Here is an 18387-nt window from a genome sequence, read left to right on the forward strand (position 1 = left end):
TACAATTTGTTGCACCCGGACCAGCGTCGCTGGCCGGCCGTGTTTCCGATCAATACCCAGGGAGGGTCTTTCCATGTCTCCAGCTCGCCTCTGGCGGCTGCTGCTCGTCAGCATGCTCGCCGTTCTCGTGGTCGCTTGCAAACCATACGCAAGCTTCACCGTCACCCCCGAACCGGTCGTCGCCGGCCAGGTCGCCACCTTCGATGCCTCCGGCACCCTGGTCGACCCCTTGGTCCGCAAAAACACCGTCACCGCGTACACCTGGGACTTCGGTGACAGCACCACCGGCACCGGAAAGATCGCGACCCACACCTACGCCGCTGCTGGGACCTACACGGTCAAGCTGACGGTCAAGGACAAGGCCGGACAGGTGGGCTCCACCACCGAAGCCCTGGTTGTCCAGACAGCGGCCACGCCCACGGCGATGGCCCTGAAGGTGAGCATATTGGGCGCCGATGGCGTCCTGCTGCCGAACGCACAGGTCTCGCTGGGCACCCTGACAGCCACGTCCAACGCAGAGGGCGTCGCATCGCTGGATCAGGTGCCGTTCGGCGTTGATCAGGTGCTGCATGTCACCAAGGCTGGCTTTGTTGCCCAGACGGTGCGGGTCTCGCTGGAAGCTGGCAAAGCACCACCCGAAGTGGCGGTGAGGCTCATTCCTGTCAAGGAAACACTGACGCTGATCCAGGCAGAAGCAGCGCAAATGGTGCTGGCCAAGAGTGTGGGCTCCAGCGTGCTGCTGCCTGCCAACGCGTTGGTCGATGCACAAGGACAGGTCGCTACCGGTGCTATCACCATGCAGTTGACCCCCTGGGATGTGAAAGGCAGCGATCTGCTTGCCATGCCCGGTCAGGGCCACGCCGGCAACAACCTGAGCCTGGTCGCCACCGGCCTGATGACGGTCCACTTTCTGGACGCTGCTGGCAACACGCTGCAACTGGGCGCCGGCAAGACCGCCGACATCCAGATGGACCTTCCCTTCGGCAGCATCAACGGTCAGACACTGGCCGAAGGTTCCACACTGCCTCTGTGGCATTTCGACGAGCACCAAGGCCTGTGGGTGGTTGAAGGTCAAGGCACTGTCGTCACTTCCACCGGTTCACCCAGCGGCTTGGCCATCAAGTCCACCGTGAGCCACTTCTCGACATGGTCTTGGGGGTTGCCCAACTGGGCGACAGGCAGCGCCCAGGTGAGCTGCGTCAACACCAGCGGCACCTTGATTCCCTGCATCCTGACCGGGACCGCGCTCTTTTCTGACAGTTGGGGCTACAGCAATACGATTTTTCTTGCTCCGGCAGTCACAACGACCACAGGGCTGCCGACCAATGGCCAGATCATCTGGACCGCCGTCACCACCGGTGGGCTGCGCGGACAAACAACCGCAGCCGCCCACGGCAGCAATGTGGTGATCACCTTGGGTTTGCCCGCGACCGACCAATACGTGAGCTGCAAACGCCAAGATGGCAGCGATGCTGCTTGCTGGATCACGATTTCGGGAACCTACCCAAGCGGGACCACCGGCAGCGAAGGACGGTTCATTCCGGCCGGCGGTGCCCGCGTCCAGACCACGTTTGACCTTGGGTTACCGCTCAATTGGAGTGCCGGAGCCAATCGGGTGGACACAGGGGGCAACACCTACAACAGCACTGGAACGTCCACCACGACGACCAATACCGACGTTGTCATTGCTCTTGGCGCCGAGACCGTGATTGCCGGGAAATCGGTGCGCGTCCAATGTGACCCTGTACTGAAATACAACGAAGCCACCGTATCGACATGCAGCCTGGGTTTCTACCTTTACGACGGGAACGGTGAGCTGATGAAATCCACGGAGACACCAACAATGCCGGCGGGCACGCCGGTCACTATTACAGTGCCAGCCCAAGGTGCGATGACAGCCAGTGCGTGGACTGGCACGCCGCCCTCTGCGTTTGGGGGATGGACGGCTGGATCGATAACCCTGGACTACAACACATTGTCCGAAAACGCACTGGTCGTCATTCAGATGATTCGCTTCTACATTCAACCCACTTGAGCAAACATCTTGACCAACAAAAAACCCGCCAAGGCGGGTTTTTTGTTGTCTGCGAAACGCTGCGATCAGCCCTGCAGCGACTTCCACATTTCCATGTCGCGCTCGGCGGTCCAGATGCGCGGGTTCTTGATGCCTTTGGCTTCGTCGTAGGCGCGGCTGACGTCGAACGGCAGGCAGTGTTCGTAGATGAACACATGGCCGAATATCGGGTCCATGCTCTTGCGGGTGTGGGCCATGGCACCCTTGAGGTCCATGTTGGCGGCCGCCGCTTCCTTGCCGGCCTGGAACAGCGTCGTGACCCAGCGCTGGGTGTAGTCCAGCGCCTTGTTGACGTCGGCGTTGCCCTTCATGGCTTCGCCGCGGCCGGGCACGATGAATTCGGCGTTGAGCGCACGCAGGGCTTCGAGCGTCGCAGGCCATTCTTCGAGCTGGGCGTCGCCGGTGTAGACGCCGGCTTCGTACTCGACCAGGTCGCCGCTGAACAGCACTTTTTCTTCTTCGACCCAGGCGATGGTGTCGCCGCGGGTGTGGCCGTGGCCCGGGCTCCAGATCTGCACCACCACGCCGCCAAGGTTGATCGAGAGCTTGCCGGGCTGCTCGCCCTTGGTCGGGTCACCACCACCGATCACCATGCTCGGCCAGGTCAGGCCCGGCACCGAATCGGCACCGCGGAACAGGCGCGGGAAGCGCTCCATCTCGCTCTGCATGTCCTGCGCACCACGTTCCTGGATCAGCTCCAGCGTGCCCTGGCTGGCAATGATCTCGGTCGCCCCTTCGGCGAAGTAGGCGCTGGCGCCGAGCACGCGCACCGCGTGGTAGTGGGTCAGCAACACATACTTGATCGGCTTCTTGGAGACCTTGCGGATCTGCTTGATCAGGTCGCGCGCCATGGCCGGGGTGGCGGTGGCGTCGCTGACCATGATGAATTCGTCACCGATGATCACGCCCGAGTTCGGGTCGCCTTCGGCGGTGTAGGCCCAGCAGTGCTCGCTCAGCTGTTCGAAGGTGATCTTCTTGTCTTGCAGGTCGGCCTGCGAGGCGAAGGCTTTGCTCATGGGGTGGTCTCCTGTGGATGTGGGAAGGGCGCCGGTGGCGAACCGTGAAATTTTACTTAATCGAAATCGATTACGGATAAGTAAACAAAAGACCCCGCAGTCTGCGGGGGTCAGCCCAGGCCGCGTTCCAGCACCGCCACCACCTCGTCGGCAAAGGCGGCGTAGCTCATCGGCCCGCCCGGGCGCAGCCAGGTGAAGGTCCAGTTGATCATGCCGAACAGCATCATGGTCAGCGCGGTCTGGTTGGTCGGCGTCACGCGGTCCGGGTAGGCGCGCTTGAGAAAACGGGTGAACGCGGCCACGACGTCGCGCTGGCGGTTGAGGATCAGCTCGCGCTGCACCTCGCCCAGGAACTTGGTGTCGGACACCAGCGCCACGTGCCGGGTGGCCGAGCTTTCGTACTCCGCCAGGAAGGCGCGCACCAGTTCGCTCAGCGCGTCGCGCTCGGACAGGTTCTTGCGCTGCGCCCGCGCCTCGGCCTCGCCAATCAACGCCAGCAGGCGCTGGGTGTAGCGGTCCAGCAGGTCGAACAGGATCGCTTCCTTGCTCTCGTAATAGTGGTAGAGCCGCGCCTTGCTGGCGCCGCAGGCGGTGGCGATGTCGTTCATGCTCGCGGCCGGGAAGCTCTGTCGGGCGAAACACTGGGCGGCAACGTCGAGGATTTCCTCGCGCTTGAGGTCGTGGGTTGCGGACTTGGGTCTGGCCATGAAACATTGTCCCACCCCCGCGCCGCCACTACGATGTGCGGATGGCCACCCGACCCATCACCGATCCCCTTGTGCTGCACGCCTGCGAGCTGCTGTCCTGTCTCGGCCCCGTGCAGGCCAAGCGCATGTTCGGCGGCTACGGGCTGTCGGTCGACGGCATGAACGTGGCGATCATTGCCTACGACACCCTGTTCCTCAAGTCCAACGAACAGACCAAGCCGCAATGGCTGGCGGCCGGCGCGCGCGCGTTCGAGTACGAGGCCCGGGGCGAGATGCGCCAGACCCACTACCACACGCCGCCGGACGAAGCACTGGAATCGCCCGCGCTGATGGCGCCCTGGGCCCGGCTGGCGCTGGAGGCCGCCGTGGCGGCCCGCCAGCCCAAACCGCGTCGGCGACCGCCCTCAGGAGCGCAGTGACTCCAGCGGCGAGAGCACCCGGCCACGCCCCGCCACCAGAAACTCGCCGTAACCCAGCAGGCCGCGCAGCACCCGCGCCAGCGCCAGCCCCGACTGGCCCAGCGCCGCCCCCAGTTCGTGCAGGGGCAGCAGCACGTCGCGCCCGAACCGCCCGGCCTCCAAGGCCGGCGCCGCGGCGTCCGTCCAGTCGAAACACACGGGGTCCGACGCACCGCGCGGTGCCAGCGGCTCCATCACCAGCCGCGATCCCGCCGGCACCAGCAGCGCATCACCATCCTGCAGGAAACGGTCGCCCGCCCCTTCCGGCGACATCACGCCCGGTTCGCCCAGGGTGACCCAGACGCGGCCGCGGCGGATGCGCAACACCGCCGTGTCCTTCGGGCGCAGGCTCATGGCGCAACCGGGATGCAGGCGCCACGCACCAGCCCGGGCAGCGCCGGCGACGGCAGGGGAAACAGAAGAAACGGGGTAGACGGTGGTGGACATGGCGCACTCCTTGGACTTCGACACGGGTGCCATCTTCCCGCCGGCGTGTCGACACGTCCAATGAAATGGGGCTAAGCTATTGATTCCCCATCCGCATCAATCGACCCGCCCGCGAGGCGCACCGCCCATGACGCTGCCCCCCAGCCATCCGCGCACCCGGCCGATCTCGGCCGGCCACCTGCGCGCCTTCGAAGCCGTCGCCCGGCACCTGAACTTCCGCGCCGCCGCCGAAGAGCTTTCCCTCACGCAGAGCGCGGTCAGCCGGCAGATCCAGGCACTGGAAGACGAGGTCGGCACCGCCCTGTTCCTGCGCCACACGCGTGCCGTCGAACTCACCAGCGCCGGCTCCATCCTGCTGCGCGCATCGAGCGTCGCGCTGGAGAAGATTGATGCGGCCGTGCGGCTGATCCGGCAGAGCGCGGGGCGCCGCAGCGTGGCCATCACCACCTGGGCCTCGTTCGCCTCGATGTGGCTGATCCCGCGCCTCGAAGCCTTCCAGCGCGAGCACCCCGACATCGACATCCGCATCGACGCCACCGACGCCGCGGTGGACCTCGCGACCGCCGACGTCGACCTGGCGATCCGCTACGCGGCGCCCGAAACCATCTCGGCCGGCGCGGTCCGGCTGTTCGGCGAACAGCTCACACCGGTGGCCAGCCCCTGGCTGCTGCGCGAACACCGCATTACCAAGCTCGACGACCTCGCCAAGGTCACCCTGGTCGAGGCCGGCGACGCCCACCGCACGCGCCACCTGGAGTACCTCACCTGGCAGCGCTGGCTGGACCATTTCGCACCCGCCACCGTCGGCAGCCCGCGCACCCGCGCCAAGGCCCGCCTGTCGCCCCAGCGCTGGCTCTACTTCAACTACGCCAGCCAGATCGTGCAGGCCGCGCTCACCGGCCAGGGCGTGGCGCTGGCGCGCCTGCCGCTGGTGGCCGAGAGCCTGGCCAATGGCGATCTGGTCGAACCGCTGCCCAAGATGCGGCTGGACTCCCCGCTGGTGTACTGGCTGGTGGTCGCACCGCGCACGCACCAGCGGCCCGAGGTCAAGGCGTTCTGCGAATGGCTGCTGCGCGAGGCCGAACGGACCCGGCAGGCGATCGGCGACGTGCCCGACCCCGACACGGTGGACCACATCGATTGACCCCCAGTGGTGCCCGCGGCCCGGCGCGCCTCAGGCACACTGCGCCCCTTTTCCTTCCGACATGACCGACCCCGCCCAACACGCCAAAGGCAACCTGCGCAGCATCGTCAACATGATGCTGGCGGTGGGCTTTTTCTCGCTCATGGACGCGGTGCTCAAGACGCTGTCGGCCCACTACCCGCCGCTGCAGATGGCCTGCCTGCGCGGCCTGACCGCGCTGCCGCTGGTGCTGGCCTGGATCCAGTGGCGCCGCGGCTGGGGCCGGCTGAAGAACCTGCGCTGGTCGCTGCACATCCTGCGCGGCTGCCTGGGCATCACCATGCTCTCGCTGTTCACGCGCGGCGTGAGCGAGCTGCCGCTGTCGGCGACCTACACCATCTTCTTCATCGCGCCGCTGCTGATCACCGCGCTGTCGGTGCCGGTGCTCAAGGAGCGGGTGCCCAAGGCGCACTGGTGGGCCATCGGTGTCGGCTTCATCGGCGTGCTGGTGGCGATCCGGCCCAGCGGCGGTGACCTGCAGGCCGGCTTTGCCACCACCGGCGGCATCGCCGTGATGACGGCCGCCTTCTGCTACGCGGTGGCCGCCGTCGCGGGCCGTCTGCTCAGCCGCACCGACAGCACCGAGTCGCTGATCCTGACCATGATGGTGTTCATGACGGTCGGCGGCGGCCTGCTGGCCTGGTCGAACTGGAAACCGGTCTCGCTGGACCACGCCGGGCTGCTGCTGGCGCTGGCGGTCACGGGTTTTCTGGGCCAGCTGACCATCAACGAGGCCTTCCGCAGCGGCCAGGCCAGCGCCGTCGCGCCCTTCGAATACACCGCCCTGGCCTGGGGCGTGGGCCTGGACTGGCTGATCTGGCACACGCTGCCGGAAGCCCACACCTGGGTCGGCGCGGCGATCATCGTCGGCAGCGGCCTGTATCTGGTGAGCCGCGAGAAGCGCATCAGCGAGGTGCACGCCTCAGCCGAGCACCCCTAACCCTTGAGCGGCCACATCACGCCGGTGTCGGCCAGGATCGCATCCAGCGGCACGTCGTGAATCTCCGGCGCCAGATCGGGCAGGTAGGCAAAGTCGTAGCCCAGACCGACGGTGAAGGGCTTGGGCTGCAGCGAGGCCAGGGTGCGGTCGTAGAAGCCGCCGCCGTAACCCAGCCGGTAGCCACCCGGCCCGTAGCCCACGCAGGGCACGAAGATCAGCGTGGGTTCGATGATCTCGGTGTCTTTCGGCTTCGGAATGCCGAAGGCGTCTTCTTCCATCGGGCAGCCGGGGTACCAGCTGTAGAAGGTCAGGGTCTTGTCGATCTTGTTGACCACCGGCAGGCCGATGCGGCGCTGGCGGGCGGCGCTCTGCGCATCTTCCTCCAGCCCCGCCTCCTGCCAGCGGAACAGTGCCGGCAGCGGGTCGAACTCGCCCTTGATCGGCCAGTAGGCCCCGATCACGGTGTCCGGCCGGTGGATCAGCCAGACCCGCATCACGCGCTGCAACAGGTCGTTGCGCCAGGCGCGGTCGGCCAGGTTCTGGCGCTTCTCGATCAGCTGTTTGCGCCAGGCGGGTTTGGGGCCGGGTGCCGATGGGTCTTTCGCGGGGCTCACTGGGTTGTTGTCCATAATCGCCGCATGAAACTGATGCGCTTGAAACAGGGGGTTCTGCCCATTATGGCCGCCCTGCTGCTGCCGGGCTTTGCCTGGGCGCAGACCGCCGCGGACAGCGCCCTGCTGGAGATGCGCGAGGCCTTCCGCCGCAACGCAAGCCCGACGCTGTCGACCCTGCTGCCACGGGTGCAGGGTCATCTGCTCGAACCCATGGCCGTGTACTGGGAAGCGCGTGCGCGGCTGGAGGCCGCCAGCCCGGCCGACATCCGCGCCGCGCTGGCCCGCATGGCCGGCACCTACTGGGAAGACCGGCTGCGCAACGACTGGCTGCTGCAACTGGGCCGGCAGCGCGACTGGACCAACTTCGAGGCCGAGCTGCCGCGTTACCGCATGGGCGACGACAAGCAGATCCAGTGTTATGCGCTGATGCTCGATGCCGTCGCGCGCCGCCGCCCGTCCGAGGAAGTCGCCCGGCAGGTCGCGACGCTCTGGCACGCCCAGCCCCTGGCCGAAGACGGCTGCGCCACCGCCGCCAAGGCCTTCCTCGACAGCGGCCACCTCAAGCCCGAAGTCGCCTGGCAGCGCGCCCGGCTGGGCATGGAGAGCAACAAGCCCGCCACCGTGTCGCAGGCGGTCAACCTGCTCAACCCGGACTGGGTGGTGATGGTCAACACCATCGCCGCCGACCCGGCGCGCTACCTGAACGAGAAGATCACCGCCATCCGCCCGCGCACCAAGGAGCTGGTGACCCTGGCCATCATCCGGCTGGCCAGCCTGGACCCGGCCGCCGCCGCGCACGAGATGGACCACACGCGCTGGAAGGCGCAGCTGACCGAAGAAGAACGCAGCTGGCTCTGGGGCGTGATCGGCAAGCGCATGGCGCAGACGACGGGCCAGCAGGACCAGGCGCTGGCCGCCTTCGCCAACGGCCAGGACCGCTTCATGCACGCCGACCACCTGGCCTGGAAGGCACGTGCCGGGCTGCGCGCAGGCGCCTGGGGCCATGTGCGCGACGCCATCGCGGCGATGGACGAGCCGCAGCGCCAGGAACCGGTCTGGGTCTACTGGCGGGCGCGGGCCACGCAGGCGCTCAAGGAACCCGACGTGCTCACGGCCCACATCGTCGCCGGCGGCCTGTACCGCCAGATCGCCGGCGGCCAGGGCTTCTACGAGCAGCTGGCGCTGGAAGAGCTCGGCCGCGCCTGGGCCGAACCACCGCCACCGCTGCCGCTGACCCCGCAGGAACTCGCCTTCGCCCAGTCCAACCCCGGCCTGCAGCGCGCGCTGGCCGCGATGCGGCTGGGCCTGCGCACGGAAGGCGTGCGCGAGTGGAACTACACCACCAACCTGCACGCGCGCGGCGGCATGGGCGACCGCGAGCTGCTGGCGGCGGCGGCGCTGGCCTGCCAGCTTGAGATCTGGGACCGCTGCATCAACACCAGCGAGCGCACCCGCGAGGTGCAGGACGCTTCGCAGCGCTTCCCGATGCCGTTCCGCACCCAGGTGCTCAAGCGCACCAGCGAGATCGGCATCGACCCGGCCTACGTCTACGGCCTGATCCGGCAGGAGAGCCGCTTCATCACCGAGGCGCGCTCGGGTGTCGGCGCTTCGGGCCTGATGCAGGTGATGCCGGCGACGGCCCGATGGACCGCGCGCAAGATCGGCCTGACCGACTTCCAGCCGCACCAGATCGCCGACCGCGACACCAACATCACCATCGGCACCGCCTACCTCAAGCTGGCGCTGGACGATCTCGACGGTTCGATGCCGCTGGCCGCCGCCGCCTACAACGCCGGCCCGGGCCGGGCCCGCACCTGGCGCCAGGGACCGACCCTGGCCGGCGAGATCTGGGCCGAGAACATCCCGTTCGAGGAGACCCGCGACTACGTCAAGAAGGTGCTGGCCAACACCACGCACTACGCGGCGCTGATCACCGGCCAGCCCCAGTCGCTGCGCTCGCGCCTGGGCATCGTCGGCCCCGCCGCCCACCCGGAAAGCTACAACCGCGAGCTGCCCTGATTTTTTGGCACACTCGCCCCGTCCCACCCACACGGAACCCACCATGGCCAGCACCACCGCCAAGACCAAGACGACCGCCCCGGAAGGCACACCCGCCGCGTTCCGTGCGGAGCACCAGCGCGACGTGGTCAACCGGCTCAAGCGCATCGAGGGCCAGGTGCGCGGCCTGATCGAGATGGTGGAATCCGGCCGGCCCTGCGAGGACGTGGCACAGCAGATGTCGGCCGCCCGCAAGGCCATGGACAAGGCCTTCTACCGGATGATGGCCTGCTCGGTGATGGAGGCGGTGTCGGTGTCCGAGTCGGAAGACCAGACGCTGCGCGAGGTCGAGCGCTCGACCCGCATCCTCGAAAAGTACGCCTGAGCGACGGCCCGCCCGGTCCGGGTCCGAATCAATCGGCCGGTTTTTCGGCATCAATCCGGCCCGCGGCCGGCCTTAGCATGGAGCCCCACCCACGGAGGCTTCCATGTCATTGCAGCTCTACATCGGCAACAAGAACTACTCGTCCTGGTCCATGCGCCCCTGGGTGCTGCTGACCCAGGCCGGCATTCCCTTCGAAGAGAAGATGGTGCGCTTCGACGCGTTCGACGCCACCTCGACCTTCAAGACCACGGTCTCGGCCATCAACCCGGTCGGCAAGGTGCCGGCGCTGGTCGACGACGGCTTCGCGGTCTGGGACACGCTGGCGATCGCCGAGTACCTGGCCGAACGCTTTCCCGAAAAGAACCTCTGGCCCGCCGACGCCCGTGCGCGGGCCCGGGCGCGCAGCGTCTGCGCCGAGATGCACAGCGGCTTCACCGCCATCCGCAACCATTGCCCGATGAACATCGAAGCGGCGCTGCCCGAGATCGGCCGCATCGTCTGGCGCGACCAGGCCGGCGTGCGCGCCGACGTGGCGCGGCTGAGCGCGATGTGGACCGCGCTGCTGGCCGAACACGGCGGGCCGATGCTGTTCGGCGCCTTCACCATCGTCGATGCCTATTTCGCTCCCGTCTGCACCCGGCTGCGCACCTACGCGCTGCCACTGGAACCGCAGGTACAGGCCTACGTCGACCGCGTGCTCGCCCTGCCCGGGGTACAGGCCTGGGTGGAGCAGGCACTGGCCGAACACGATTTCATCGCCTTCGACGAACCCTATCGGGCTGGATAAAAGCCCCCACGCTCCGCCGCTGCGCGGGTCGCTGCCCCCCGAGGGGGTGCGAATTCAGCTTGGGGCGGCCCGGCGCTGAATTCCCGGCCCCCACGCTCCGCGGCCGCGCGGGTGGCCCCTACACTTGCCGGATGGACATCTATCTGGTGGGTGGCGCGGTGCGCGACGCCCTGTTGGCGCGGGACACCGCGACGGCCGCCCATGTCGACCGCGACTGGGTCGTGGTCGGCGCCACGCCCGGCGACATGGCCGCCGACGGCTTTCTGCCGGTCGGCAAGGACTTTCCGGTGTTCCTGCATCCGCAGACCCGGGAGGAATATGCGCTGGCCCGCACCGAGCGCAAGACCGCGCCGGGCTACCACGGCTTTCATTTCCATACCGATCCGTCCGTCACGCTCGAGGACGACCTGGCGCGGCGCGACCTGACCATCAACGCGATGGCGGTGGCACGGGCCCAGGTCGACGACCTGCTGCACGCGACACTGATCGACCCCTACGGCGGGCAGCGCGATCTGCGGGACCGCGTGCTGCGGCATGTGACCGGGGCCTTCGCCGAAGACCCGGTGCGCATCCTGCGGCTGGCGCGCTTCGCGGCGCGTTTCCCGGACTTTTCGGTGGCGCCGGAAACGCAAGCCCTGATGGTGCAGATGGTCGAACACGGCGAGGTCGACCACCTGGTGCCCGAGCGCGTCTGGCAGGAGCTTTCGCGCGGCCTGATGGAGCAACGCCCCAGCCGCATGTTCGAGGTGCTGCGCGATTGCGGCGCGCTGGTGCGGCTGCTGCCCGAGGTGGACCGGCTCTGGGGCGTGCCGCAGCGCGCCGACTACCACCCCGAGGTCGACACCGGCGTGCACCTGATGATGGTGCTGGACATGGGCGCGCGGCTGGGCGCCAGCCTGCCGGTGCGGTTTGCCTGCCTCTGCCACGACCTGGGCAAGGGCACGACGCCGGCCGACGTGCTGCCGCGCCACATCGACCACGAGGCACGCAGCGCCAAGCTGCTCCAGGGCGTCTGCGAGCGCTGGCGCGTGCCGCGCGAGAGCCGCGAACTGGCCGACGTGGTGGCGCGCGAGCACGGCCACGTCCACCGCAGCGAAGCGCTGGCGGCCACCCCCACCCTGCGCCTGCTGGAGCGCTGCGACGCGCTGCGACGGCCCGAACGCTTCGTCGAGGTGCTGCTGGCCTGCGAGTGCGATGCCCGCGGCCGCCTCGGGTTCGAGGAGCGGCCCTACCCGCAGCGCGAACGCCTGCTGCTGGCGCTGCGTGCCGCGCAGTCGGTCGACAGCGCGGTCATCGCACAGAAGGTCTCGCAGGCCCACGCCGGCGCGCGCGATCTCGGCCTGCGCATCGCCCAGGCGCTGCACGAAGCGCGGTCCCACGCCGTGGCGCAGGCCCTGCCGCCCGCGCCGCCGGCGCCACAGCCCGGATAATCCCGCCCATGGCGCATTTGCTGATTGTGGAAGACGACGAGCTGCTGCGGGACGGCCTGGGCGCACAGCTCATGCAGGCCGGCCACCGCATCGACACCGCGGCCGACGGTGAACAGGCGCTGACCCTGCTGGAGACCGGCGCCTACGAAGGCGTGGTGCTCGATCTGGGCCTGCCCAAGATCGACGGCCTGACGGTGCTGCGGCGGCTGCGCCAGCGACTGCCCGCGCTGCCGGTGCTGATCCTGACCGCGCGCGACGGCATCGAGGACCGCGTCGAGGGCCTGAACGCCGGCGCCGACGACTACCTGACCAAACCCTTCAACCGCGACGAGCTGCTGGCGCGCCTGCAGTCCATGCTGCGCCGCGCCAGCCTGCCGGCCTTCGGCCCCAGCCCGCTGGTTCCCGCGCCGCCACCCGCCCCCGGCACCCTGCGCGTCGACCCGGTGCTGCCGCGCGCCTGGCTGGGCAACGAGCCGATCGAGCTGACCCAGCGCGAATGGTCGCTGCTGGACCTGCTGGTGCGCCACACCGGCCAAGTGGTCAGCCGCGAAGACGTGCTCTCGACCTGGCAGTCCGAGCCGGGTGAAGCCGGTGTGACCTCGAACGCGCTGGAGGTCTATGTGCACCGGCTGCGCCGCAAGCTGGCCGGATCGACGCTGAACATCCGCAACATCCGCGGCCTGGGATACCTGCTGGAAAACACCGGCGCGCCATGACGGCCGCGACCACCACCCGGCTCTCGCTGCGGCGCCAGCTGCTGCTGTGGCTGCTGCTGCCGCAGCTGGTGTTGTGGGCCGGTGGTGGCCTGCTGGCCTACCGGATCGCGCTGTCCTACGCCGAGAAGGGCATCGACCAGTCGCTCACGCAGTCGGTGCGCGCGCTGGCGCGCCAGGTCAAGCCGATCGGCTCGGGCCTGCTGATCGACTTCCCGCGCGCGGCGCAGGACGTGCTGGAACAGGACCCCAAGGACCGCATCAGCTACATGGTGTCTTCGCCGCCCGGCCAGTTCCTGCTGGGCAACCAGAAACTGCCGCAACCGCCAGCCGGCACGGTCGGCACCGAAGACCCGCTGCTGTACGCCTCCGAGATCGACGGCAAGCCGCTGCGCATCGTGGCGCTGGACGTCAACTACGGCGAGACCGATGCCCCGCAGACGCTGCGGGTGCAGGTCGGCAAGAGCCTGGCGGTGCAGCAGCGCATCGCGCGCGAGCTGATCGCCGACATGCTGGCGCCGCTGCTGGCGGCCGGCGTGCTGCTGAGCCTGGCGGTCTATGGCGGCATCCAGCGCGGCCTCACGCCGCTGACGCGCCTGACCGCGCAGCTGGAGAACCGCTCGGTGAACGCGCTCTCGCCGATCGGCATGACGCAGGCGCCCAACGAGGTGCACGCCCTGGTGCAGGCCATCAACGGCCTGCTGGACGAGGTGGCGCGCAACGTGCACCAGGAAAAGCGCTTCATCAACGACGCCGCCCACCAGCTGCGCACGCCGCTGGCCGGCCTGATCAGCCAGGTCGAGCTGGCGCAGCGCGAGAACAGCGATCCGGTGCTGGGCGCGCGGCTGACCAAGGTGCTCACCGGCGCCGAGCGCAGCGCCCACCTGGTGCACCAGTTGCTGACGCTGGCGCGCACCGAGACCACGGCGCGGCGCGAGCCGCTGGACCTGGCGGCGCTGGCGCGCGAGGTGGCGCGCGAATGGACACCGCGCGCGGTGGCGGCCGGTGTCGACCTGGGTTTCGAGGGCGAGCAGCACCGCACGGTGCAGGGCGACGCGCTGCAGCTGCGCGAGGCCATGGCCAACCTGATCGACAACGCCCTGCGCTACACGCCGCGCGGCAGCGCGGTCACGCTCAAGGTCGAGGCCGAGGGCGACACCACCCGGCTGCTGGTGGAAGACAACGGGCCGGGGCTTTCCGAGGCCGACATGGCCCATGTGTTCCAGCGCTTCTGGCGCGCCAGCGAACTGCCCGGCGGCTGCGGCCTGGGGCTGGCGATCGTGCGCGAGATCGCGCACCGCCACGGCGGCGAGGCCAGCGCGGAGAACCTGCGGCCCCACGGGCTGCAGATCACTTTGCAGCTGACCTGAGCCGGCCTCAGCCCACGAACAGGCTGGACGAGTCCATCTCGGTCAGGCGGTTGCCGGACGCCTTGTCGAACCAGTTGTTGTGGTGGCCGCTCACGGTCATGCCCACGTTGTCGCCGATCTGCAGCCGGGTGTTGGCCGGCTCGCGCACCGTGACCATGCCGGCGGCCGTCTTGACCACCACGAAGGTGTCGGCACCGGTCGGCTCGACCAGGAACACCTCGCCGCGCCAGCTGGCGTTGTCGGACAGGTGGATGTGCTCGGGCCGCTGGCCCAGCGTCACGTCCGGCCCGGCCGGGCAGGGCAGGTCCAGCGCGCCACCGGCGAACACGAAGCGGCCGTTCTCGCCACCGCGCTCGACGCGACCGTCGATGAAGTTCATGGTCGGCGAACCGATGAAGCCGGCCACGTAGGTGTTGGCCGGGCGGCGGTAGATCTCGTCGGGCGAGCCGATCTGCTGCAGGATGCCGCCCTTCATCACCGCGATGCGGCTGCCCAGCGTCATGGCTTCGATCTGGTCGTGGGTCACGTAGACCGTGGTGATGCCGCTGTGCTGGTGCAGGCGCTTGATCTCGGCGCGCATTTCCACGCGCAGCTTGGCGTCCAGGTTGGACAGCGGCTCGTCGAACAGGAACAGCTGCGGGTCGCGCGCCAGGGCGCGGCCCATCGCGACGCGCTGGCGCTGGCCGCCCGAGAGCTGGGCCGGGCGGCGGTCGAGCAGGTGCTCGATCTGCAGCATGGTCGCCACTTCCTGGATGCGCTTGTCGCGCTCGGCCTTGGGCACCTTGCGCATTTCCAGCGCGAAGCCGATGTTGTCGGCCACGGTCATGGTCGGGTAGAGCGCGTAGCTCTGGAACACCATGGCGATGTCGCGCTGCGCCGGCGGCATGCCGATCACGTTCTTGCCGCCGATGTGCAGCTCGCCTTCGGTCGGCTCTTCGAGGCCGGCGATGATGTTCAGCAGCGTGGACTTGCCGCAGCCCGAGGGCCCGACCAGGATCAGGAACTCGCCCGGTGCGACGTCGATGTCGATCTTCTTGAGCACCTCGACCGTCTTGTCGCCCTTGCCGAACGCCTTGCGGATGCCCTTGATGTGGAGTGGAGAAGCCATGAATTTCAACCTTTGACGGCACCGGCCGTCAGACCTTTGACGAAGTACTGGCCGGCCAGCACATAGACGAGCATGGTGGGCAGGCCGGCGATGATCGCGGCGGCCATGTCCACGTTGTAGCTCTTGACACTGCTGGTGGTGTTGGCCATGTTGTTAAGGCCCACGGTCACCGGCTTGCTGTCGGCGCCGCTGAAGGCGACGCCGAACAGGAAGTCGTTCCAGATGTTGGTGAACTGCCAGATCAGCGTGACCATCATGATGGGCGTGGACATCGGCAGCACGATGCGCCAGAAGATGCGCCAGAAGCCCGCACCGTCGATGCGCGCGGCGTTCACCAGCTCGCGCGGCACCGCCGTGTAGTAGTTGCGGAAGAACAGCGTCGTGCCCGCCATGCCGGCCAGGCAGTGCACCAGCACCAGGCCACTGATCGACGACGACAGGCCCAGCATGCCCAGCACCTGGCTCATCGGCAGCAGCACCACCTGGAACGGCATGAACACGCCGAACAGCAGGAAACCGAACAGCACCTCCGAGCCGCGGAACTTCCACATCGACAGCACGTAGCCGTTGATCGCGCCCCAGGCGGTCGAGATCAGCACCGCCGGCACCGCCATCACCACCGAGTTCATGAAGTAGGGTTTCAGGCCCCGGCAGTCGACACCCGTGCAGGCGGTCGACCAGGCCAGGCCCCAGGCCTCGAAGTTCAGGCCGTGCGGCAGGCTCAGCAGGTTGCCGCTGCGGATCTGCTCGGCGTCCTTGAACGAGGTGACGACCATCACGTACAGCGGCGTCAGGAAGAACAGCGCCGCCACCAGCAGCAGGCCATAGGTGAACACCCGGCCAAAGGTCAGGGGTTTAGCGGTCATGGGGCTTGCTCCGCAGTTCGCTGTAGAGATAGGGCACCACGATGGCCGCGACGGTCGCCAGCATCATGGTGGCGCTGGCCGCGCCCAGGCCGATCTGGCCGCGCGTGAAGCTCATCGTGTACATGAAGGTGGCGGGCACGTCGGTCGCGTAACCGGGGCCGCCGGCCGTGAGGGCCATCACCAGGTCGAAGCTCTTGATCGACAGGTGCGAGAGCACCAGGATGGTGGAGAACACCACCGGGCGCAGGATCGGAAGAATGATGCGCCAGTAGATCAGCGGCAGCGAGGCGCCGTCGATCTGGGCCGCCTTGATGATGCTGTCGTCGATGCCGCGCAGGCCGGCCAGGAACAGCGCCATCGCAAAGCCCGCCGACTGCCAGACACCCGCGATCACCACGCAGTAGATCGCGTAGTCGGACTGCACCAGCCAGTCGAAGTTGAAGGTCGCCCAGCCCAGGTCGTGCATCAGCTTCTGCAGGCCGTCGCTGGGGTTGAGGATCCATTTCCAGGCCGTGCCGGTCACGATGAACGACAGCGCCATGGGGTAGAGGTAGATGGTGCGCAACCAGCCTTCGGCGCGGATCTTCTGGTCCAGGAAGATCGCCAGCACCATGCCGACCAGCATCGAGCCGCCGACATACAGGATGCTGAAGATCGCCAGGTTCTTCAGTGCCACGTACCAGCGGTCCATGGACCAGAGCTGCACGTACTGGTCCAGGCCCACGAAGTTGTCGTAGTTGGGCAGCATGCGCGAGCCGGTGACCGACAGCACACCGTTCCAGATCATGAGCCCGTAGATGAAGGCGAAGCCCAGCACGAAGCTTGGGGTGATCACCAGCTTGGGCAGCAGGTTTTCGAAGGATTTCATGGGAGTTCCAAAAACAAGCCCATCCGCCAGGGATGGGCTTGTGCTGGTGGCACCGGGGTGCTTACTTGGTCGCGGCGGCCTTGGCGATGTTCTTCACACCGTCGGCGACCGAGATCTTGTCGTCGTTCCAGAACTGGCTGACGGCGTCCTTGATGGCGCCTTCGGCAGCGGGGCTCACAGCCATGCCGTGGGCGATCGAGGGCACCAGGCCACCGCTCTTGGCGGTGTCGACGAAGTCCTTGCTGGAGAGCTTGGCGCAGTCGTCGAACTTGTCCATCTTCATGCCCAGGCGGACCGGGATGGAACCCTTGTTCAGGTTGAAGACTTCCTGGAACTCGGTGCCCATGATGGAGGCAGCCAGATCGGCCTGGGCCTTCTGGGCGGCGGCGTCCTTGAGCTTGAACATCGCGAACGAGTCGACGTTGAAGGTGTAGGCGTTGCCCGTGCCCGGGGCGGCGGCGCAGATGTAGTCCTTGCCCGGCACCTTGCCGGCGGCGGTGAACTCGCCCTTGGCCCAGTCACCCATGAACTGGAAGGCGGCCTTTTCCTGGATCACCATGGCCGTGGCCAGGTTCCAGTCGCGGCCCGGGGCGGCGGGGTCGGTGTAGCCCTTGATCTTGCGGAAGGTTTCCAGCGACTTGGTCATGGTCGGGCTGGTCAGGGCCTTTTGGTCCAGCTTGATCAGCGCGTCCTGGTAGAACTTGGCGCCACCGACACCCAGCACCACCGATTCGAAGGTGGTGAAGTCCTGCCAGTTCTGGCCACCGTGGGCGACGGGGATCAGGCCGGCCTTCTTGACCTTCTCGGCGGCGGCGAAGAACTCGTCCCAGGTCTTGGGCGCGGAGGCCACACCGGCCTTCTTCAGCACGGCGCTGTTGGCCCACATCCAGTTGACGCGGTGCACGTTCACCGGCGCGGCGACGTAGTTGCCCTTGTACTTCATCACGTTGGCGACCACGCCCGGCAGCAGGCTGTCCCACTTCTCGGCCTTGGCGACGGTGTCCAGATTGGCCAGCACGCCTTCGTTCGCCCATTCCTGGATGGCCGGGCCCTTGATCTGGGCGGCGGCCGGCGGGTTGCCGGCGACGACACGGCTCTTCAGGACGGTCATGGCTGCATCACCACCACCACCGGCCACGGCGAAATCCTTCCAGGTGTGGCCCTTGCCCTGCATGATCTTCTTGAGCTCGCCCACCGACTTGGCTTCACCGCCCGAGGTCCACCAGTGCAGGACCTCCACCTCGCCAGCGAAGGCGGCAGAGCCGGCCATGGCGATAGCAACAGCGGTGGCGAGTTTCGAGAGTTTCATCATCATGTCTCCAGTAAGGAAGGGATGCCGGACCCGCATCTGGGCGCGGCGCGGTTCGATCCGGAGCGGCACCATGCCGCCGGATGTCTGTAATTTATCTTTAATTAAAGAAAA

General features: G+C 67.7%; 18 protein-coding genes. 10 read left to right on the forward strand and 8 right to left on the reverse strand.

What is annotated here, in order from left to right; genetic code table 11:
* Positions 1–73 precede the first annotated feature (73 nt).
* Positions 74–2035, forward strand: a complete 1962-nt coding sequence (locus ACS5NL_RS12385) for a PKD domain-containing protein (RefSeq protein ID WP_439354128.1) — start codon at positions 74–76, stop codon at positions 2033–2035.
* Positions 2036–2100: 65 nt separating this feature from the next.
* Here the strand turns inward: ACS5NL_RS12385 and ACS5NL_RS12390 are convergent, their stop codons facing one another.
* The gene (locus ACS5NL_RS12390) at positions 2101–3090 is read right to left on the reverse strand and encodes an MBL fold metallo-hydrolase (protein WP_439354129.1); all 990 of its coding nucleotides are present in this window, start codon (positions 3088–3090) and stop codon (positions 2101–2103) included.
* Between the two features lie 110 nt (positions 3091–3200).
* Complete coding sequence (locus ACS5NL_RS12395; protein WP_439354130.1) at positions 3201–3797, reverse strand: TetR/AcrR family transcriptional regulator; 597 nt, start codon at positions 3795–3797, stop codon at positions 3201–3203.
* A gap of 41 nt (positions 3798–3838) precedes the next feature.
* On the opposite strand from ACS5NL_RS12395, the gene ACS5NL_RS12400 reads away from it, so the two are divergent.
* Positions 3839–4216, forward strand: a complete 378-nt coding sequence (locus ACS5NL_RS12400) for a TfoX/Sxy family protein (RefSeq protein ID WP_439354131.1) — start codon at positions 3839–3841, stop codon at positions 4214–4216.
* Here the strand turns inward: ACS5NL_RS12400 and ACS5NL_RS12405 are convergent.
* Complete coding sequence (locus ACS5NL_RS12405) at positions 4202–4702, reverse strand: DUF2917 domain-containing protein (protein WP_439354132.1); 501 nt, start codon at positions 4700–4702, stop codon at positions 4202–4204. The genes ACS5NL_RS12400 and ACS5NL_RS12405 overlap by 15 nt on opposite strands.
* A 127-nt stretch (positions 4703–4829) precedes the next feature.
* Between ACS5NL_RS12405 and ACS5NL_RS12410 the strand changes: the two genes are divergently transcribed.
* Positions 4830–5846 (forward strand): LysR substrate-binding domain-containing protein, encoded by a 1017-nt coding sequence (locus tag ACS5NL_RS12410; protein ID WP_439354133.1) that lies wholly within the window; start codon positions 4830–4832, stop codon positions 5844–5846.
* A gap of 61 nt (positions 5847–5907) precedes the next feature.
* Positions 5908–6825 carry a DMT family transporter gene (locus ACS5NL_RS12415; protein WP_439354134.1) on the forward strand — a complete coding sequence of 306 codons (918 nt, stop codon included), beginning with the start codon at positions 5908–5910 and terminating at the stop codon, positions 6823–6825.
* Here ACS5NL_RS12415 and ACS5NL_RS12420 read toward each other — a convergent pair.
* Positions 6822–7454, reverse strand: a complete 633-nt coding sequence (locus tag ACS5NL_RS12420; protein WP_439354135.1) for a 5-formyltetrahydrofolate cyclo-ligase — start codon at positions 7452–7454, stop codon at positions 6822–6824. The genes ACS5NL_RS12415 and ACS5NL_RS12420 overlap by 4 nt on opposite strands.
* An 18-nt stretch (positions 7455–7472) precedes the next feature.
* On the opposite strand from ACS5NL_RS12420, the gene ACS5NL_RS12425 reads away from it, so the two are divergent.
* From ACS5NL_RS12425 to ACS5NL_RS12450, 6 genes are all read left to right on the forward strand, one after another.
* A complete protein-coding gene (locus ACS5NL_RS12425; RefSeq protein WP_439354211.1) occupies positions 7473–9458 on the forward strand; it encodes a lytic transglycosylase domain-containing protein in 1986 nt (661 codons plus the stop codon).
* 43 nt (positions 9459–9501) lie between these two features.
* A complete protein-coding gene (locus ACS5NL_RS12430) occupies positions 9502–9822 on the forward strand; it encodes a metal-sensitive transcriptional regulator (RefSeq protein WP_439354136.1) in 321 nt (106 codons plus the stop codon).
* Positions 9823–9925: 103 nt separating this feature from the next.
* Positions 9926–10609 carry a glutathione S-transferase family protein gene (locus ACS5NL_RS12435; protein WP_439354137.1) on the forward strand — a complete coding sequence of 228 codons (684 nt, stop codon included), beginning with the start codon at positions 9926–9928 and terminating at the stop codon, positions 10607–10609.
* Between the two features lie 131 nt (positions 10610–10740).
* Entirely contained in the window at positions 10741–12039 is a 1299-nt protein-coding gene (locus ACS5NL_RS12440) for a multifunctional CCA addition/repair protein (protein WP_439354138.1), read from the forward strand.
* An 8-nt stretch (positions 12040–12047) separates the two neighbouring features.
* The gene (locus ACS5NL_RS12445; protein WP_439354139.1) at positions 12048–12755 is read left to right on the forward strand and encodes a response regulator transcription factor; all 708 of its coding nucleotides are present in this window, start codon (positions 12048–12050) and stop codon (positions 12753–12755) included.
* Positions 12752–14122: a sensor histidine kinase gene (locus ACS5NL_RS12450; RefSeq protein ID WP_439354140.1), complete on the forward strand. Its 1371-nt coding sequence runs from the start codon at positions 12752–12754 to the stop codon at positions 14120–14122. Before ACS5NL_RS12445 ends, ACS5NL_RS12450 begins: the two co-directional genes overlap by 4 nt.
* A gap of 7 nt (positions 14123–14129) precedes the next feature.
* Here ACS5NL_RS12450 and ACS5NL_RS12455 read toward each other — a convergent pair whose 3' ends face one another.
* The 4 genes from ACS5NL_RS12455 to ACS5NL_RS12470 all read right to left on the reverse strand — a co-directional run bounded on the left by ACS5NL_RS12455 (position 14130) and on the right by ACS5NL_RS12470 (position 18276).
* The gene (locus tag ACS5NL_RS12455; protein ID WP_439354141.1) at positions 14130–15230 is read right to left on the reverse strand and encodes an ABC transporter ATP-binding protein; all 1101 of its coding nucleotides are present in this window, start codon (positions 15228–15230) and stop codon (positions 14130–14132) included.
* Positions 15231–15235: 5 nt separating this feature from the next.
* Positions 15236–16096 (reverse strand): carbohydrate ABC transporter permease, encoded by an 861-nt coding sequence (locus ACS5NL_RS12460; RefSeq protein ID WP_439354142.1) that lies wholly within the window; start codon positions 16094–16096, stop codon positions 15236–15238.
* Entirely contained in the window at positions 16086–16964 is an 879-nt protein-coding gene (locus ACS5NL_RS12465; RefSeq protein ID WP_439354143.1) for a carbohydrate ABC transporter permease, read from the reverse strand. Before ACS5NL_RS12465 ends, ACS5NL_RS12460 begins: the two co-directional genes overlap by 11 nt.
* Positions 16965–17025: 61 nt before the next feature.
* Complete coding sequence (locus ACS5NL_RS12470; protein WP_439354144.1) at positions 17026–18276, reverse strand: ABC transporter substrate-binding protein; 1251 nt, start codon at positions 18274–18276, stop codon at positions 17026–17028.
* Positions 18277–18387 lie beyond the last annotated feature (111 nt).

The sequence above is a fragment of the Hydrogenophaga sedimenti genome (assembly GCF_051857515.1).
Taxonomy (GTDB): domain Bacteria; phylum Pseudomonadota; class Gammaproteobacteria; order Burkholderiales; family Burkholderiaceae_C; genus Hydrogenophaga.

What these genes read in the sequence shown, in the direction of transcription:
- ACS5NL_RS12385 (WP_439354128.1), top strand. Translation starts at nt 74, where the DNA reads ATGTCTCCAGCTCGCCTCTGGCGGCTGCTGCTCGTCAGCATGCTCGCC.
- ACS5NL_RS12390 (WP_439354129.1), bottom strand. Translation starts at nt 3,090, where the DNA reads ATGAGCAAAGCCTTCGCCTCGCAGGCCGACCTGCAAGACAAGAAGATC.
- ACS5NL_RS12395 (WP_439354130.1), bottom strand. Translation starts at nt 3,797, where the DNA reads ATGGCCAGACCCAAGTCCGCAACCCACGACCTCAAGCGCGAGGAAATC.
- ACS5NL_RS12400 (WP_439354131.1), top strand. Translation starts at nt 3,839, where the DNA reads ATGGCCACCCGACCCATCACCGATCCCCTTGTGCTGCACGCCTGCGAG.
- ACS5NL_RS12405 (WP_439354132.1), bottom strand. Translation starts at nt 4,702, where the DNA reads ATGTCCACCACCGTCTACCCCGTTTCTTCTGTTTCCCCTGCCGTCGCC.
- ACS5NL_RS12410 (WP_439354133.1), top strand. Translation starts at nt 4,830, where the DNA reads ATGACGCTGCCCCCCAGCCATCCGCGCACCCGGCCGATCTCGGCCGGC.
- ACS5NL_RS12415 (WP_439354134.1), top strand. Translation starts at nt 5,908, where the DNA reads ATGACCGACCCCGCCCAACACGCCAAAGGCAACCTGCGCAGCATCGTC.
- ACS5NL_RS12420 (WP_439354135.1), bottom strand. Translation starts at nt 7,454, where the DNA reads ATGGACAACAACCCAGTGAGCCCCGCGAAAGACCCATCGGCACCCGGC.
- ACS5NL_RS12425 (WP_439354211.1), top strand. Translation starts at nt 7,473, where the DNA reads ATGCGCTTGAAACAGGGGGTTCTGCCCATTATGGCCGCCCTGCTGCTG.
- ACS5NL_RS12430 (WP_439354136.1), top strand. Translation starts at nt 9,502, where the DNA reads ATGGCCAGCACCACCGCCAAGACCAAGACGACCGCCCCGGAAGGCACA.
- ACS5NL_RS12435 (WP_439354137.1), top strand. Translation starts at nt 9,926, where the DNA reads ATGTCATTGCAGCTCTACATCGGCAACAAGAACTACTCGTCCTGGTCC.
- ACS5NL_RS12440 (WP_439354138.1), top strand. Translation starts at nt 10,741, where the DNA reads ATGGACATCTATCTGGTGGGTGGCGCGGTGCGCGACGCCCTGTTGGCG.
- ACS5NL_RS12445 (WP_439354139.1), top strand. Translation starts at nt 12,048, where the DNA reads ATGGCGCATTTGCTGATTGTGGAAGACGACGAGCTGCTGCGGGACGGC.
- ACS5NL_RS12450 (WP_439354140.1), top strand. Translation starts at nt 12,752, where the DNA reads ATGACGGCCGCGACCACCACCCGGCTCTCGCTGCGGCGCCAGCTGCTG.
- ACS5NL_RS12455 (WP_439354141.1), bottom strand. Translation starts at nt 15,230, where the DNA reads ATGGCTTCTCCACTCCACATCAAGGGCATCCGCAAGGCGTTCGGCAAG.
- ACS5NL_RS12460 (WP_439354142.1), bottom strand. Translation starts at nt 16,096, where the DNA reads ATGACCGCTAAACCCCTGACCTTTGGCCGGGTGTTCACCTATGGCCTG.
- ACS5NL_RS12465 (WP_439354143.1), bottom strand. Translation starts at nt 16,964, where the DNA reads ATGAAATCCTTCGAAAACCTGCTGCCCAAGCTGGTGATCACCCCAAGC.
- ACS5NL_RS12470 (WP_439354144.1), bottom strand. Translation starts at nt 18,276, where the DNA reads ATGATGAAACTCTCGAAACTCGCCACCGCTGTTGCTATCGCCATGGCC.